The sequence below is a fragment of the Streptomyces sp. NPDC002896 genome (assembly GCF_040295225.1).
Taxonomy (GTDB): Bacteria; Actinomycetota; Actinomycetes; order Streptomycetales; family Streptomycetaceae; genus Streptomyces.
In genome coordinates this window covers 363,745-379,652 of the sequence record NZ_JBEOVA010000001.1, presented here as the reverse complement: position 1 = coordinate 379,652, position 15,908 = coordinate 363,745, and the positions used below count along the sequence as shown (strand labels likewise).

General features: G+C 70.3%; 13 protein-coding genes and 1 tRNA gene. 8 read left to right on the top strand and 6 right to left on the bottom strand.

All coding sequences use genetic code 11. The features are described from left to right. Positions 1 to 168: 168 nt before the first annotated feature. Complete coding sequence (locus ABT009_RS01545) at positions 169 to 738, bottom strand: GPR1/FUN34/YaaH family transporter (RefSeq protein WP_351288255.1); 570 nt, start codon at positions 736 to 738, stop codon at positions 169 to 171. A gap of 178 nt (positions 739 to 916) precedes the next feature. After that, positions 917 to 1,441 (bottom strand): universal stress protein, encoded by a 525-nt coding sequence (locus ABT009_RS01540; RefSeq protein WP_067280917.1) that lies wholly within the window; start codon positions 1,439 to 1,441, stop codon positions 917 to 919. A 930-nt stretch (positions 1,442 to 2,371) separates the two neighbouring features. Here ABT009_RS01540 and ABT009_RS01535 point away from each other — a divergent pair. The 3 genes from ABT009_RS01535 (at position 2,372) to ABT009_RS01525 (ending at position 4,385) form a co-directional block, all read left to right on the top strand. Continuing rightward, positions 2,372 to 3,580, top strand: coding sequence for a helix-turn-helix domain-containing protein (locus ABT009_RS01535; protein WP_351288252.1), 1,209 nt, complete (start codon positions 2,372 to 2,374; stop codon positions 3,578 to 3,580). A gap of 10 nt (positions 3,581 to 3,590) precedes the next feature. Further along, positions 3,591 to 4,217: an oligoribonuclease gene (gene orn / locus ABT009_RS01530; RefSeq protein ID WP_351288250.1), complete on the top strand. Its 627-nt coding sequence runs from the start codon at positions 3,591 to 3,593 to the stop codon at positions 4,215 to 4,217. 95 nt (positions 4,218 to 4,312) lie between these two features. After that, positions 4,313 to 4,385, top strand: a tRNA-His gene (locus tag ABT009_RS01525). A 71-nt stretch (positions 4,386 to 4,456) separates the two neighbouring features. Here ABT009_RS01525 and ABT009_RS01520 read toward each other — a convergent pair. From ABT009_RS01520 to ABT009_RS01510, 3 genes are all read right to left on the bottom strand, one after another. Then, on the bottom strand, positions 4,457 to 5,107 hold the full coding sequence (locus ABT009_RS01520) for a L,D-transpeptidase family protein (RefSeq protein ID WP_351288603.1): 651 nt from the start codon (positions 5,105 to 5,107) through the stop codon (positions 4,457 to 4,459). Positions 5,108 to 5,209: 102 nt separating this feature from the next. Next, entirely contained in the window at positions 5,210 to 6,943 is a 1,734-nt protein-coding gene (locus tag ABT009_RS01515) for a choice-of-anchor A family protein (protein WP_351288247.1), read from the bottom strand. Between the two features lie 484 nt (positions 6,944 to 7,427). Then, positions 7,428 to 8,483: a LacI family DNA-binding transcriptional regulator gene (locus tag ABT009_RS01510; RefSeq protein ID WP_351288244.1), complete on the bottom strand. Its 1,056-nt coding sequence runs from the start codon at positions 8,481 to 8,483 to the stop codon at positions 7,428 to 7,430. 433 nt (positions 8,484 to 8,916) lie between these two features. Here ABT009_RS01510 and ABT009_RS01505 point away from each other — a divergent pair, with 433 nt between their 5' ends. From ABT009_RS01505 to ABT009_RS01485, 5 genes are all read left to right on the top strand, one after another. Next, a complete protein-coding gene (locus ABT009_RS01505; protein ID WP_351288242.1) occupies positions 8,917 to 10,245 on the top strand; it encodes an ABC transporter substrate-binding protein in 1,329 nt (442 codons plus the stop codon). After that, complete coding sequence (locus tag ABT009_RS01500) at positions 10,242 to 11,270, top strand: carbohydrate ABC transporter permease (protein WP_351288239.1); 1,029 nt, start codon at positions 10,242 to 10,244, stop codon at positions 11,268 to 11,270. The genes ABT009_RS01505 and ABT009_RS01500 overlap by 4 nt, the downstream gene beginning before the upstream one ends. Continuing rightward, entirely contained in the window at positions 11,267 to 12,160 is an 894-nt protein-coding gene (locus tag ABT009_RS01495) for a carbohydrate ABC transporter permease (protein WP_351288236.1), read from the top strand. Before ABT009_RS01500 ends, ABT009_RS01495 begins: the two co-directional genes overlap by 4 nt. Positions 12,161 to 12,537: 377 nt before the next feature. After that, the gene (locus ABT009_RS01490) at positions 12,538 to 13,962 is read left to right on the top strand and encodes a GH1 family beta-glucosidase (protein ID WP_351288233.1); all 1,425 of its coding nucleotides are present in this window, start codon (positions 12,538 to 12,540) and stop codon (positions 13,960 to 13,962) included. A gap of 151 nt (positions 13,963 to 14,113) precedes the next feature. Continuing rightward, the gene (locus tag ABT009_RS01485) at positions 14,114 to 14,893 is read left to right on the top strand and encodes an SDR family oxidoreductase (RefSeq protein WP_351288230.1); all 780 of its coding nucleotides are present in this window, start codon (positions 14,114 to 14,116) and stop codon (positions 14,891 to 14,893) included. 95 nt (positions 14,894 to 14,988) lie between these two features. Here ABT009_RS01485 and ABT009_RS01480 read toward each other — a convergent pair whose 3' ends face one another. Then, the gene (locus ABT009_RS01480; RefSeq protein ID WP_502989790.1) at positions 14,989 to 15,864 is read right to left on the bottom strand and encodes a spermidine synthase; all 876 of its coding nucleotides are present in this window, start codon (positions 15,862 to 15,864) and stop codon (positions 14,989 to 14,991) included. Positions 15,865 to 15,908 lie beyond the last annotated feature (44 nt).

Here is a 15,908-nt window from a genome sequence, read left to right as displayed (position 1 = left end):
GACCGCAACCATTAATTGAGGAACCCCCACGGCGAGCAACCAGGTCCGCGAGAGCGGCGCCGGTTCAGGCGCAAAAAGGGGTGAACGACCCCCTGTGTGTGCCACCAAGCACACAGGGGGTCGTTCCTTTCAGTGGCCGGGGCTGCCCAACCCCGGCCTGCGGCTGCCTCAGCCGGTGGCCGTCACCCCCCGGCCGGCAGCGCGCCGCGGAAGCGATGTGGGCCAGTGGGCCAGGGCTGCCGTCGCCCCGTACCAGGACGCCGCGCCCGCCACCACGGCGAACCAGCCGCCGGCCTTGGCGAGGGCGTCATTGCCCGCGAAGCCCGCGATGGCGAGAAGGACGAGGGAGACGAAGAACAGCCCGTACGTGCCCTGGGTGAGCTTGCCGCCGCCGGCGGCGCCCAGCGTCAGACTCAGCGCGACGAGGGCGAACAGAAGCATGAACAGTCCGGCCGCGTTGTCGGAGACCCGGTCGCCTGCCGTGACGCCCCAGGTGAACCAGAGGGCACCGAGGGCCGAGAAGGCGGTGCCGGTGGCCGCGTCGCGGTCGCGGAGGGCCAGCAGGCCCGCGACGAAGAGGGCGACGCCGCCCACGTAGGTGGCCAGGGACACGGCGTCGGACGCCGTCACGCCGTCGATCACATCGGCATGTCCGAGGCCGAAGGCCAACAGGGTGAGACCGAGGGCGAGATGGCCGAGAGTCGAGATGCTGCTTCCCGCAGAGACGTCGTTGTCCACAACGGGCTCCCTTCATGTGCAGTTGTGCTGCGTGACGCCGGCCCGTACGGTGCGGGCCCGGCGACCGGTATGTACCCTTCACAAGGGCACAAATCACCTCTACGCATGAGTAGATTGCCCCGCGGACGAGCGGAAGTTGACTCCGCTCGCGCTCTATCTCACCTGGGACAACGGGAAGTTACGGAATGACGACGACGGGACGCTGGGCGCGCTTCGCGAGCCGTCCCGCGACGGAGCCGAAGATGCGGCCGACGATGCCGTGCGTGGAGCCGACGACGATCGCGTCCGCCGCGTACTCCTGGCCCACCTCTTCGAGCTCGTGGCAGATGTCGCCGCCACGCTCGACGAGGATCCAGGGCACCTCGGCCAGATAGTCCGCACAGGCGAGCTCGAGGCCGAGCACCTCGGTGCGGTGGTCAGGGACGTCGACGAAGACCGGGGGTTCGCAGCCGGCCCAGACCGTGGTCGGCAGCCGGTTGGCGACATGCACGATGATCAGGCCGGAGCCGGAGCGGCGGGCCATACCGATCGCATACGCAAGGGCCCGCTCGCTCGAGGTCGAACCGTCGAAGCCGACGACGACGCCGTGCTTGAAGGCGGGATCGCAGGGGTGTCGTGTTTCCTCTGCCGCGAGGGGGTCGGCCGTGTGATCGGCGACCTGCCTCTTGCGGTCCGCGGGATCGAAGAATTCGTGACCGGCCATCGGTGTCTCGGCGAAGGGAGTCCTCTTGGGAGGGTCGGCTATCAAGGATGTGCGGTGTGCGAGGCGGGACGGTGGTTGGCGCCGGAGCTGTGTCCGGGAATCATCTTCCCAACCCCATACCCCCAAGGGTACGGCGGCACTCCTCTCCTGCCCAGAGCACGCCGACCTCGCGACGGCGTTCCCCGGAGCATGCATGAGGAGCGCCGGTATGGCAATGGTTGCTGCCCCGTACAGCCGCTTCACCCGCCTCCTGGCGCATGCCAGGGCGCGCGGGACGGGCAGGCGCCGCCGCTCGCGTTGCGGGCAGGCATCACCGCTCCCTGTTGTGGGCAGGCATCACCACCCGCGTTGTGGGCAGGCGTTCCGCAGGGCTGGGGCACCTCCCAGCGGTAGCTAGGAGAGGGTGGGCACAACCCACGACGGCAGTCACTGGAACATGGGCTGTAACTCACGTGACCTCAGGGACACCAGAGGCGCATCGCCCCCCTTGAGGGGCGCACCCCGGCGCTCCTCACACAGGCCAAAACACGCCGGTGAACCACCGGCCCACCAGCCCGCACCCCCACCTCTTTTCGGCCAACTTCGCCCGACCTCAGCCCCCTTGGCCGAACCGCCCCCCAACCCGGGTTCCACCAGGGTCGAAAGCCCTCCGGAGGGACCCCGCACCCTACGGGGACCAGCCACGGAGCCCACGCGCACTTCCCTGCCCGCTGCCGGAATGCAACGCTTCGTGATCGAATGCTTCACGCCAAGTTGCCATGTCGACATAGCGTCGGATGCAGAACTGGTCACGCCGGCACCACGGGACACAGTAGATTCGATCATGACTGTCTTACGGCGGGGGACTCGTGCAGGACCGAGGGGAAACGTGCAGGAGCGACAAGCCCGACACGAACAGGGAGCCGCGACCACCGAGGGGGGCTTAGCAGCATGAGCCACGACTCCACTGCCGCACCGGAGGGTGCAGCCCGGAAGCTCTCCGGGCGCCGCCGCAAGGAGATCGTCGCGGTGCTGCTGTTCAGCGGCGGACCCATTTTTGAGAGTTCCATTCCGCTTTCGGTGTTCGGGATCGACCGCCAGGACGCCGGAGTGCCCCGTTACCGCCTGCTGGTGTGCGCCGGCGAGGAGGGGCCGCTGCGCACGACGGGAGGTCTCGAACTCACCTCGCCGTACGGCCTGGAGGCGATCGCGCGGGCGGGCACCGTGGTGGTGCCGGCCTGGAGGTCGATCACCTCGCCGCCGCCCGAGGAGGCCCTGGAGGCGCTGCGCCGGGCCCACGAGGAGGGGGCCCGCATCGTCGGGCTGTGCACCGGGGCGTTCGTACTGGCCGCAGCCGGCCTCCTGGACGGCCGTCCGGCGACGACGCACTGGATGTACGCGCCGACGCTGGCCAAGCGCTACCCGTCCGTCCACGTGGACCCGCGGGAGCTCTTCGTCGACGACGGCGACGTCCTCACCTCCGCGGGCACGGCGGCCGGCATCGACCTGTGCCTGCACATCGTGCGCTCGGACCATGGCAACGAGGCCGCGGGCGCGCTGGCCCGCCGCCTGGTGGTACCGCCGCGCCGCAGCGGCGGCCAGGAGCGCTATCTCGACAGGTCTTTACCGGAGGAGATCGGCGCCGACCCGCTCGCCGAGGTCGTCGCCTGGGCGCTTGAGCACCTCCACGAGCAGTTCGACGTGGAGACCCTCGCCGCGCGCGCGTACATGAGCCGGCGGACCTTCGACCGCAGGTTCCGCTCGCTCACCGGGAGCGCTCCCCTGCAGTGGCTGATCACCCAGCGGGTGCTGCAGGCGCAGCGGCTGCTCGAGACGTCCGACTACTCGGTCGACGAGGTCGCGGGCCGCTGCGGCTTCCGTTCGCCCGTGGCGCTGCGCGGCCACTTCCGGCGCCAGCTCGGCTCGTCCCCGGCCGCCTACCGGGCCGCGTACCGTGCCCGCAGGCCGGGGGCCGAGAAGCCGGCGGACGCCGGGACGTCCTCGGCTCCGGAGACCCCGCTGCCGCCGCAGAACAGGCGCACCGCCGGGGCGAACGGGCTGGGAGCGGCCGCGTCGCCACCCGCGGAGGCGGGCAAGCCCAGCTCGGATACGTACGCATCCGCTCGCCCGAGTCTGCCCGGCCCACGGAGCGCGCCGTAGGGTAAGACACATGAACGATCGCATGGTGTGGATCGACTGCGAGATGACCGGGCTCTCGCTGGCGAACGACGCGCTCATCGAGGTGGCCGCCCTGGTAACCGACTCTGAGCTGAACGTGCTCGGCGAAGGGGTGGACATCGTGATCCGCCCGCCGGACGCGGCGCTGGAGACCATGCCCGAGGTGGTGCGGCAGATGCACACCGCCTCGGGCCTCCTCGACGAGCTGGCGGGCGGTACGACGCTCGCCGACGCCGAGGAGCAGGTTCTGGCGTACGTACGTGAGCACGTCAAGGAGCCCGGGAAGTCCCCACTGTGCGGAAACTCGGTCGGCACTGACCGCGGCTTCCTGCTGCGCGACATGCCGCGCGTGGAGGAGTACCTCCACTACCGGATCGTCGACGTGTCCTCGGTGAAGGAGCTGGCCCGCCGCTGGTATCCGCGGGCGTACTTCAACAGCCCCGAGAAGAACGGCAACCACCGGGCGCTCGCCGACATCCGCGAGTCCATCGCCGAGCTGCGCTACTACCGCGAGGCGATCTTCGTACCGCAGCCGGGACCGGACTCGGAGACCGCGAAGACCATCGCGCTCAGGCACGTCCTGCCCGCCGAAGGGGCCCCTGCCGCGCCTCGGCAGTAGGGCGCCGGGAAAGGCGGGCGCGAGCACCCCTTCGGACCCTGTACACTTTTTCTCGGCCGGTCGGGGAATCCTCACACGGAGAACCGCCGGTCATGGTGGGTGTAGCTCAGCTGGTAGAGCACCTGGTTGTGGTCCAGGATGCCGCGGGTTCGAGTCCCGTCACTCACCCTGAACGATCAAGGCCCGGCCTGCGAGAGCAGGCCGGGCCTTCTTCGTGTGCGAGCTGCTGGGGCCCGTACTCAACCCGCGGTGCCCGGTTTGGTGCCCCACACATAGACGCGGTCGCCCGTCCGCAGCAGGTCCCACAGGGCCTTCGCATCCCCGAGGGAGAGATTGACGCAGCCGGCCGACCCGCCGCCGTCGAAGAGGGAACCGGGGTGGCCGTGCAGGGCCTGGCCCTTGTCGAAGAACTGGGAGTACGGCATGGGCGCGTTGCCGTAGAGCGTCGATCTGTTATCGCGGTGGCGCCGGTAGATCGTGTGCCAGCCCGGCCTGGTCTCCTGGCTGTCGCGCCCCGTACGGATGGGTGCCGGGCCGAAGCGCACCTTCCCGGCCACCTGCACCCACAGCAGCTGGCGGGTCAGATCGACGCAGGTCACCCGGTAGGAGCGGACCGGGCACGCGCCCGCGGCGTTGGGGTGGGACCGGGCCTGGACGGCGACGAGCGCCCGGTAGGTGGCCAGGTCCGCGTACCCGCGGGCGGGGCTGATGCGGTGCCCGGCCTGGAAGCGGCGGATCGCCTCGCAGTCCGCCGGGGACTGCACACCGTCCACCGGCCGCTTCAGGTACTGCTCCAGCTGGCGCTGATACGGGCCCGTGGGCGCCGTACAGGCCGGTGGGGCGCCGGGTGCCGCCGTGGCCTGCGCCACCGCGGCCGTGGACAGGGCCATGGCTGCGGTGGCCAGGGGGACGGTCAGGCGGGACAGGGCGGGCCGAGTGCGGCGCGCGACTGGCCCTGCGTGCGGTCTCGTGCTTCCCATGGGCCCGCTCGCCTACTTGCCCTTGCCCGGCTCGCCCCGGCGGTTGCTGAGCCTGACCGTGACGCCCTGCGCGGCGTTCCGGCGGGTGAGGGCGTGCGGACCGCTCACCGGAGTGCGCGGCATCACGTAGCCCTCGGGGACGGCGGTCTCGCGCAGGTAGTACGCGCCGAGCCGCAGACCCGTGAAGGAACAGCCACCCGCGCCGTCGGTGGCGCATCCCGCCCCGAGCCGGGTGTCCGGGCGCCCGCCGGAGGTCTGCAGCCCGCGCACGCCGTTGGTCTCGCGCCACAGCTCGAAGACGGCGCCCGCCAGCGGGCGGCCGTTTTTGGCGTCGGCCTTCCGGACCCGGACCGTGCCCGTCACGGGCGGCGGTTGCGGGATACGGGTGTTCTCCGCGACGACCTCGACGCCCTCCTCGGCGTTGTCCGCGGAGAGCTCCAGCGGCCCGAGGACACCGGGGTCGAGCGGTGCGTAGCCCTCCGGCGCGGCCGTCTCGCGCCAGTAGTAGGTACCGAAGTCGACCGTCTGACGGCACTCGCCGGTGGCGTCGGTGGTGCAGACGTCACCGACCTGCTCGTCCGGAGTGAGACCACCCGTCTGGAGGCCCGCGGTGCCGTTGGTCTCGTGCCACAGCTCGAACCGGGCGCCGGGCAGCGGGGCGCCGGTCGCGGCGTCCGTCTTGCGCACCCGCACCTTTCCGGTGAGCAGTACGTCCGAGCAGTCCGGAAGGTCCCCGTTGAACGGGTAGGCATGGAACTCCTCGCCTCCGCCGCCGGGGGCACTGGTGTGGATCAGGGAGCCGGTGGCGAAGAACCGTCCGTTGACACTGGGCATCGAGACCGTGGTCAGCGAGCCCTGCTCGCCCACCAGCACGCTGCCCTGGAACTTCCCGTTGCCCTGCAGGTTCACGGTCTCGGCGTCGGGAAAGTTCCACAGCAGCCGGTCGCGGACGGCGTTCCACGGGTCCGTGTCGTCGAGGCCGCCGCTGAAGGTGCTGATGGTCCGCTCGTCTCCGAAGACGTTCACCAGGATCGTCGCATCGTCCGGGATGTTCGTGAAGGCGATGGCCTGCTGGGCGCCTGCGGTGCCGACCAGGTCGAAGTCGACGTCGAACACCTGGAGCGAGGACACGCCGTCCCCGGTGAACGTGGTCTGCGCCGACGTGTGGACGACCGTGCCCGTCTCCTGCCGTGGCGCACCGTCCACCCACGCATAGCACTGGCTGGCGTTCGTGAGCTCGTCGCGCAGCGGCAGGTACGGAGCGACGGCGTCCGCGTCTCTGACGACGGTGCCGGTGACCTGACCGGTGACGGTGCCCGCGTGCCGGACGACTCCGCCGTCGGCGAGCAGCGTCTGTCCGGGGGCGACGGTGATGTCACCTCCGGTGGCCAGGAAGTCCGCCCCGTCCTCGGGTGGCACGCGGGACCCCACACCCGCGATCCCGACATTGTAGGTGGCGCTTCCGCCCGAACCCTTCGCCATGTCGAAGTCGTCCAGTACGACGATCCGGCCCTCCGCCTCGGCCACCTGGCCGCGCACCAGGAAGTCGTCTCCGACGAGGACGTTGATGCCGTTGTCCCGCCCCGCGAACGGACCGTTGTTGACAGGGGGAAACGGATCGGGGCAGTCACCCGGGACACACGGCCCCAACCCGCCTGGCAGCGTCGCCGCCAGGGCCGGTACGGCACCCGGTCCCACGACCAGAGCCGGGACCGCGGTCGCCACGACAGCACACGCCAGGCCCATGCTCCGCACCCTGGCAAGCACGGTGCCGAATCGGCCGTCAGAGCGGGAGCAGATCACAGCGGGCCAGAAGGTAGCTGTCCGGCGATCCGGGCCCCTGGACACCGGCCCAGGGGACACCGCTCACGCTGAACCAGGCCGAGGGGCTGTACACGGCAAGGGGCTGGCCGCCCTTCGCCGGGGGCCTGCCTTTTCTTCGCTCGTACACCAGCAGTGTGCCGTTCGCGCCTGTCGCGTAGCAGTAGACGGAGGCCCCACCGCCCTGATCGGCGTATTCAAGACATTCGCCATTTGTGAATCTGATGCGAACAGTCATGGCGAAAACCGTAGATCACCGGCATATCGGACTCTGGCTGATCCATTCGGCGCCCAAGGCGAACACATGATCAAGGGCACACCCGCGCGCGCATCCCGGAGCGTCCCCACGCACCCCGCTCACGCATCCGCCCATCCGCCCCCGGCACCGGCACGGGCACCGGGCGAATCCTCAGGACGAGGCCCGCTCCACCAGCTGCGTCGGCAGGACGACCTGCTGGCGATCCAGACCCCGGGACGCGGCCGGGCGGGCGTCCGCGATCTCGGCGAGCAAGAGATCGATCATGGCCCGGCCCATCTCCTCGACCGGCTGCCGCACGCTCGTCAGCGGCGGATCCATGTGGCGGGCGATCGCCGAGTCGTCGAAGCCGACGAGGGCCACGTCGTCGGGGATGCGGCGGCCCGCCTCGCGCAGTGCCTGCCGGGCGCCGGCCGCCGTCACGTCGGAGGCCGCGAACACCGCGTCCAGGCCGGGACGCCGCCGCAGCAGCTCCACCATGGCGCGGCGGCCGCCCTCCTCGCTGAAGTCGCCCGCCTCGATCAGGTCCTCGTCCACCTCGTGGCCCGCGTCCCGCAGTCCGTCCCGGTAGCCGTCGATGCGGCGCTGCGCACCATAGACGTCCAGGCGGCCCGTGATGGTCCCTATCGTCGAGCGGCCGCGCGCCAGCAGATGTTCGACAGCCGAGCGCGCCCCCGCGTAGTTGTCCGAGTCGACCGACGGCAGGCTCTCCTCGGCGGACCGCGGGCCGCTGATGACGGCCGGGATCTCCAGCTGTGCCAGCAGGTCGGGCAGCGGGTCGTCGGCATGTACGGAGACCAGCAGCACCCCGTCCACCCGGTGCGCGGCCAGATACTGGGCCAGGCGCCTACGCTCCCGGTCGCTGCCCGCGAAGATCAGCAGCAGCTGCATCTCCGTCTCGGCGAGCTGTGAGCCGACGCCGCGCAGCATGTCCGAGAAGTACGGCTCGGCGAAGAACCGGGTCTCGGGCTCGGGCACCACCAGGGCGATGGCGTCGGTACGGTTGGCGGCGAGTGCCCGCGCCGCCGTGTTCGGTACGTAGCCGAGTTCCGCTACGGCGGCCTCGACCGCCTCCCGGGTCGCGTCGCTGACCCGTGGCGAACCGTTGATCACCCGGGAGACCGTGCCGCGGCCCACGCCCGCGCGTGCGGCGACCTCTTCCAGAGTCGGCCGCCGGCCACCCCGGCTCCGCGCTCCGTGCGCTGCCATTGCCCGCCTCCCGTTCACGTGCCAGGCGAGGAATCTAACAGTCCGATCTCCGGCCTGGTCAGGTCGATCGCCGACCGGGGGACTCGGCCCTCGGTCCAGCCTCGGCGTGACCCCGGTCCGACCCTCGGTCCAGCCCTCAGTCCGTCCGTCAGTCCGGTCCGCGGTACGGCCCTAACCCCGGCCCGCGGTCCGCCCGCCACCGCCCTGCAGCCCGGTACCTAACAGCCCGATAACTGAAGACATATCTCGCTGTCCGGTCCCTTGACACCCCCGCGCCGACCGGCGACCCTTCAACACATCACTTGTGGGAGCGCTCCCACAATACCTGGCACCTTACATCCCGCACGTTCCCCGCCCGAGCCGCAGCGTGAACACACGGGCCCAACAGAGCAGTTGGCCGGGGGGTCGGCACGTCAGGCAACTGGAGGACGCAATGCGCACGAGTACCCGCGGGTCCCGCCGAATGGTGGCCCTCGCGGCCGTGGCCGCACTCGCTACGGGGCTGCTGGCCGGCTGCGCCGAGGACTCGGAGAACGGTTCGAGCAATTCGGGCGGCAGCGGAGACGACCCGAAGGGCAAGATCACGCTCACGGTGGGCACCTTCGGCGTGTTCGGCTACAAGCAGGCCGGTCTGTACGACGAGTACACGAAGCTGCACCCGGACATCAACATCAAGGAGAACGTCACCACCCGCACCGACGTGTACTGGCCCAAGACGCTCACCCGTCTGCAGGCCGGTTCCGGTACCGACGACATCCAGGCGATCGAGGTCGGCAACGTCACCGAGGCCGTGCAGACGCAGGCCGACAAGTTCGTCGACCTCGGCAAGGAGGTCGACAAGTCCCAGTGGCTGGACTGGAAGCTGGCGCAGGCCACCACCAAGGACGGCAAGACGATAGGGCTCGGCACCGACATCGGCCCGATGGCCATCTGCTACCGCAAGGACCTGTTCGAGAAGGCCGGCCTGGAGACGGACCGCACCAAGCTCGCCGAGCTGTGGAAGGGCGACTGGTCCAAGTACGTCGACCTCGGCAACGACTACATGAAGAAGGCGCCGAAGGGCACCAAGTTCGTGGACTCCGCCTCCTCCGTCTACAACGCGGCGCTCGGCGGCGCGACCGAGCGGTACTACGACAAGGACGGCAACGTCGTCTGGGACAAGTCCGCAGGCGTCAAGGAAGCCTGGGACGTCGCCATGGAGGTGGCGACCAGCGACATGTCGGCGAAGCTGAAGCAGTTCGACAAGCCGTGGGACCAGGGCTACGCCAACGGCACCTTCGCGACCGTGGCCTGCCCCGCGTGGATGATCGGCTACATCCAGCAGAAGTCCGGTGACTCCGGCAAGGGCAAGTGGGACGTGGCGGCGGCGCCGACCGCGGCCAACTGGGGCGGTGCGTTCCTCGGTGTGCCCACGGCGAGCAAGCACCAGAAGGAGGCCATCGCCCTGGCGAAGTGGCTGACCGCGCCCGAGCAGCAGGCGAAGGTCTTCGCCGAGCAGGCGAGCTTCCCGTCGACTCCGTCGGCGTACGCGAACCTGAAGCCGGCGGCCGACACCACGGCGTACTTCTCGGACGCGCCCATCACGCAGATCTTCTCCGACTCGGCGAAGACCATCCCGACGCAGTACCTCGGCGCCAAGGACCAGCCGATCGGCACCGCGATCACCGACATCGGCATCCTGCAGGTCGAGCAGAAGGGCAAGACGCCCAAGCAGGGCTGGGAGTCGGCCACCAAGGAGATCAAGGACGTGCTCGGCCAGTGACCAGCTCCAAAGAGGCACTCGCGCATCCCGCGTCGAGCGCCGAGGCCGCGCCCGGCAATGAGCCGGGCGCGGCCCGGGGCGCTCACGGTCGCGGTACGCAGCCGGCCGGCACCGACTCATGGCGCAGCCGGCTGTACCGCTGGGACATGAAGGCGTCGCCGTACGTGTTCATCGCCCCCTTCTTCGTCATCTTCGGGGCCTTCTCGCTGGTCCCGCTGCTGTACACGGCCTGGTACTCGCTGCACAACGTGCAGCTGTCCGCGCTGGACAACCAGACCTGGGCGGGCCTGGACAACTACAAGAACCTGCTGTCCTCGGACTTCTTCTGGAACGCCCTGACCAACACCTTCACCATCGGTGTGATCTCGACCGTTCCGCAGCTGCTGGCGGCCATCTGGCTCGCGCACATGCTCAACTACCGGCTGCGCGGCTCGACCGTGTGGCGGGTCGTGATGCTCACCCCGTACGCCACCTCCGTGGCGGCGGCGACGCTGGTCTTCGTGCTGCTGTACTCCTGGGACGGCGGCATGATCAACTGGCTGCTGCACTTCGTCGGGGTCGAGCCGATCAACTGGCGCGAGTCGGACTGGGGTTCGCAGTTCGCCGTCTCCACGATCGTGATCTGGCGGTGGACCGGCTACAACGCGCTGATCTACCTCGCGGCGATGCAGGCGATCCCCGCTGACCTGTACGAGTCGGCGGCGCTCGACGGCGCCGGCCGCTGGCAGCAGTTCCGCCATGTGACGATCCCGATGCTGCGGCCGACGATCCTGTTCACGGTCGTCGTCTCCACGATCGGCGCGACGCAGCTGTTCGGCGAGCCACTGCTGTTCGGCGGGGTCAGCGGTTCCAAGGGCGGCGCCGAGCACCAGTACCAGACGCTCGGCCTGTACATGTACGACCAGGGCTTCATGATCGGCAATCTCGGCAAGGCGTCCGCGATCGCCTGGTCCATGTTCCTGATCCTGCTGGTGGTGGCCGCGATCAATATGCTGATCACCCGACGGCTGAGGAAGTCCCAATGACCACAACTGATGTGACCCTCCCTCAGGCAAGGGTGAAGGGCTCCCGGCGCCCCAGGATGCTAGGCGCGGGCAAGCAGTTGCACGCGGGCCCGGTCACCTACGTCGTACTGGCCGTCTTCGCACTGATCTCGCTGGCACCGCTGGTGTGGACGGCGATCGCGGCCTCGCGCACGGACCGGCGGCTCGCCGAGACGCCACCGCCCCTGTGGTTCGGCGGGAACCTGTTCAAGAACCTGCAGACCGCCTGGGACCAGGCCGGACTCGGCACCGCGATGTTCAACACCGTCTTCGTCGCCACGACGATCACGGTCGGCACGGTGGTGTTCTCCACGCTCGCCGGGTTCGCCTTCGCCAAGCTGCGGTTCCGGTTCTCCAGCATCCTGCTGCTGCTGACCATCGGCACGATGATGATCCCGCCGCAGCTGGCCGTCGTACCGCTGTATCTGTGGATGAGCGATCTGAACTGGTCCAACCATCTGCAGACAGTCATCCTGCCCACCCTGGTCAGCGCCTTCGGTACGTTCTTCATGCGGCAGTACCTCGTGCAGGCGCTGCCCACCGAACTGATCGAGGCGGCGCGCGTCGACGGTGCGAGCAGTCTGCGCATCGTGTGGCACGTCGTCTTCCCCGCGGCGCGGCCGGCGATGGCGGTGCTCGGTCTGCTGACGTTCGTGATGGCCTGGAACGACTTCCTGTGGCCGATCATCGCCTTGAACGGGCAGAACCCGACGGTCCAGGTGGCCCTGAACAACCTCGGCACCGGCTACATCCCCGACCAATCGGTGATCATGGCGGGCGCGCTGCTCGGCACGCTGCCGCTGCTGATCGCCTTCCTCCTGTTCGGCAAGCAGATCGTGGGCGGGATCATGCAGGGCGCCGTCAAGGGCTGATATCCGTGCGGGCCGGCTCCGTGCGGGCCGGCTTCCACGTGTCAGTCCGCCCTCGCTCCGACGGCCGCCGCGCGGGCCGGTCCGTACAGACGGCGTCCGTACAGACAGCGTCCGTACAGACGGCGTCGTACGGACCGGGTGTCCTATGGCACGGGTGTCCGTTCCGTACGGCGGCCCGTGCCGTACGGGGGCCGGGTCACCGTCGCCCCAGCCCCTTCACCTGGCCTGGCCCTTCCGCCTGCCCTCCGCCCCCGATCACGTCGCCACTCCCCCGGAATCCCCGATTCCCTTCCTCGCCCCCTCCCTTCCTTGATCCCTCCCTCCCTTCCTCGATCCCTTCCGTCCGGTCTACACGACCTTCCCATGGGAGCGCTTCCATGCCTGAACCCCTGACCTTCCCGTCCGCCTTCCTCTGGGGAGCCGCCACCTCGGCGTACCAGATCGAAGGAGCGGTGCGGGAAGACGGCCGCACCCCTTCGATCTGGGACACCTTCTGCCGCACCCCCGGCAAGGTGATCGGCGGCGACACCGGTGACATCGCCGTCGACCACTACCACCGCTACCGAGACGACGTCGCCCTCATGGCGGAGCTCGGCCTCACCGCGTACCGCTTCTCGGTGTCCTGGCCGCGTGTGCAGCCCACCGGCCGCGGCCCCGCCGTCCAGCGCGGCCTTGACTTCTACCGGCGCCTCGTCGACGAGCTCCTCGCGCACGGCATCAAGCCGGCCGTCACCCTCTACCACTGGGACCTCCCGCAGGAGCTCGAGGACGCGGGCGGCTGGCCGGAGCGCGAGACGGCGTACCGTTTCGCCGAGTACGCGGCGATCGTGGGCGAGGCCCTCGGCGACCGGGTCGAGCAGTGGATCACGCTCAACGAGCCGTGGTGCAGCGCCTTCCTGGGCTACAGCTCCGGGGTGCACGCCCCCGGGCGCACGGACCCGGCGGCCGCCCTGCGCGCCGCCCACCACCTCAACCTGGCCCATGGCCTGGGCACGTCCGCGCTGCGGGGCGTGATGCCCGCCCGCAACAGCGTCGCGGTGAGCCTCAACTCCTCGGTGCTCAGGGCGGTCTCGGACGCACCCGAGGACCTGGACGCCAAGCGGCGCATCGACAACCTCGCCAACGGGATCTTCCACGGCCCGATGCTGCACGGCGCCTACCCGGAGACCCTGTTCACCGACACGGCCCGGCTCACGGACTGGTCGTACGTCCAGCAGGGCGACCTCGCGGCGATCCACCAGCCGCTGGACGCGCTGGGCCTCAACTACTACACGCCCACCCTGGTCTCGGCCGCCGAGAACGCCCCCTCGGGGCCGCGCGCGGACGGCCACGGCGTCAGCGAGAACTCCCCCTGGCCGGCCGCCGACGACGTGGCGTTCCACCAGACGCCCGGCGACCGCACGGAGATGGGCTGGACCATCGACCCCACCGGCCTGCACGAGCTGATCATGCGCTACACCCGCGAGGCGCCGGGCCTGGCGCTCTACATCACCGAGAACGGCGCGGCCTACGACGACAAGCCGGACCCCGACGGCCGCGTCCACGACCCGGAGCGCATCACCTATCTGCACGGCCACCTCTCCGCCGTACGACAGGCGATCGCCGACGGCGCCGACGTCCGCGGCTACTACCTCTGGTCGTTGATGGACAACTTCGAGTGGGCATACGGCTACGAGAAGCGGTTCGGCGCGGTGTACGTGGACTACGCGACGCTGGCGCGCACGCCGAAGTCGAGCGCCCGGTGGTACGGGGATGTGGCGCGGACAGGGGCGCTGCCCGCAGAGGAGGCCACCACCGAATAGACCGGGGGACGGGAGGAGAGTGCGGCGCGGCGTTCGGGGGGGCGTCGCGCCGCACACCGGAAGCCGGATATTCGAATGCCGATCACCTTCCCGGCGAGCAGACTGGGCGCCGACGACCGACGAGACGACTCTCAGGGAGAGCGGACGGCCCATGACCGACAGTCAGACCCTCCCGCATCGTGACCGTCCGCTGGCGCTCGTCACAGGGGCGGGCCGGTCGGAAGGCATCGCCGCGTCTGTGGCCGAAGGCCTGGCCGGGGCCGGCTGGGACGTGGCGTTCACCTACTGGACGCCGTACGACGAGCGGATGCGGTGGGGAGCCGAGCCCGAGGCCCCCGGCCGGCTCACGAAGCGGCTGGCCGAGCTCGGCGCGAGGTCGACCGCGGTCGAGGCCGACCTGAGCGACCCGTCCGCGCCCGGGCAACTGTTCGACGCGGTGGAAGGCGAGCTGGGGAACGTCACCGCACTCGTCCTCTGCCACTGCGAGTCGGTCGACTCCGGTCTCCTCGACACCACCGTCGAGAGCTTCGACCTGCACTTCGCGGTCAACGCACGCGCGACGTGGCTGCTGATCAGGGAGTACGCGACCAGGTTCCGCGGCCCGGGCGCCACCGGCCGCATCATCGCCCTGACCAGCGACCACACGGTCGGCAACCTCCCGTACGGCGCGAGCAAGGGGGCCCTGGACCGCATCACTCTGGCAGCGGCCCGCGAGCTCGCCCACCTCGGCGTGACCGCGAACGCCGTCAACCCCGGGCCGACGGACACCGGTTGGATGACCGACCAGATGAAGAGGGACCTGGCACAGGCCACGCCGCTGGGACGCCTCGGGCTGCCACAGGACTGCGCCAACCTCGTCACGTTCCTCTGCTCGGAACAGGGCGGCTGGATCAACGGCCAGCTGCTGCAGAGCAACGGCGGGCTCGGTTAGTCGGTCGGGTGCCGTCCGGGAAGAGCACAGGGTCGCCGCTCAGCAGAAGGCGGACGGCGGCGGCGCAGCTGACGGCGGAAGACGGACGGCGGCGCTCAGCGGAAGACGGACGGCGGCGGCGCAGGTGAGGCGACCGCGCTGGCGTCCGTCACCGCTGCTGCTCCCCCGGTGAAGTCGGCGAGAGCCCGCCCGTGCTCGACCCGTCCGGGGTGCGGGTCGCTCGCGGCGCGCCGGGTCAGTTCGGCGACGGGCAGGGGCAGGCCGGAGGCGACGAGGACGGCGTTGCCGAAGCGCTTTCCGCGCAGCACGGTGGGGTCGGCGACGAGCGCGAGCTCGGGGAAGACGGCCGCGGCCGTCGCGATCTGACCGCGCAGATGCGCGAGCGGCGGCCCGTCGGCGAGATTGGCGGCGTACCAGCCGCCCGGTCCCAGGACCCTGCGTACGTCGTCCAGGAACTCGGTACTGGTGAGATGCGCGGGCGTGCGAGCACCGCTGAACACATCCGCGATCACCACGTCGGCCCAGCCGTCGGGGATCTTGGCGAGGGCGGCGCGGGCGTCGGTGGAGCGCACCCGGATGCGGGCGCCGGGGTCCAACGGCAGCTCGCGACGGACGAGTTCTACGAGGGCCGCGTCGCGTTCGGCGATCTGCTGGGTGGAGCGCGGGCGGGTGGCCGCGACGTACCGGGCGAGGGTGAACGCGCCCCCGCCGAGATGCACGGCCTGCACCGGCTTGCCCGGCGGCGCGACGAGATCGATGACGTGGCCGAGCCTGCGCTGGTACTCGAAGGCGAGGTACGCGGGGTCGTCGAGATCGACGTGCGACTGCGGCGCCCCGTCGACGAGCAGCGTCCAGGCCCGCACGCGGTCCCGGTCGGGTATCAGCTCGGCGAGCCCACCGTCGACCTCGGCCACGACGGCCGCCACGGCGTCCCGCCTGCCCCTCGCCTTTTTGTCTTTCGCCCGCGCCACCTGCTCATTATCGGGTGCCTGGGGCCTGAGGGCGCACCGGTGCC

Bases quoted from the DNA above. Each gene is read 5' to 3' on its own strand.
- ABT009_RS01510 (WP_351288244.1), bottom strand. From the start codon at position 8,483: ATGGCAGCGCACGGAGCGCGGAGCCGGGGTGGCCGGCGGCCGACTCTG.
- ABT009_RS01505 (WP_351288242.1), top strand. From the start codon at position 8,917: ATGCGCACGAGTACCCGCGGGTCCCGCCGAATGGTGGCCCTCGCGGCC.
- orn (WP_351288250.1), top strand. From the start codon at position 3,591: ATGAACGATCGCATGGTGTGGATCGACTGCGAGATGACCGGGCTCTCG.
- ABT009_RS01535 (WP_351288252.1), top strand. From the start codon at position 2,372: ATGAGCCACGACTCCACTGCCGCACCGGAGGGTGCAGCCCGGAAGCTC.
- ABT009_RS01485 (WP_351288230.1), top strand. From the start codon at position 14,114: ATGACCGACAGTCAGACCCTCCCGCATCGTGACCGTCCGCTGGCGCTC.
- ABT009_RS01520 (WP_351288603.1), bottom strand. From the start codon at position 5,107: ATGGCCCTGTCCACGGCCGCGGTGGCGCAGGCCACGGCGGCACCCGGC.
- ABT009_RS01540 (WP_067280917.1), bottom strand. From the start codon at position 1,441: ATGGCCGGTCACGAATTCTTCGATCCCGCGGACCGCAAGAGGCAGGTC.
- ABT009_RS01490 (WP_351288233.1), top strand. From the start codon at position 12,538: ATGCCTGAACCCCTGACCTTCCCGTCCGCCTTCCTCTGGGGAGCCGCC.
- ABT009_RS01515 (WP_351288247.1), bottom strand. From the start codon at position 6,943: ATGGGCCTGGCGTGTGCTGTCGTGGCGACCGCGGTCCCGGCTCTGGTC.
- ABT009_RS01495 (WP_351288236.1), top strand. From the start codon at position 11,267: ATGACCACAACTGATGTGACCCTCCCTCAGGCAAGGGTGAAGGGCTCC.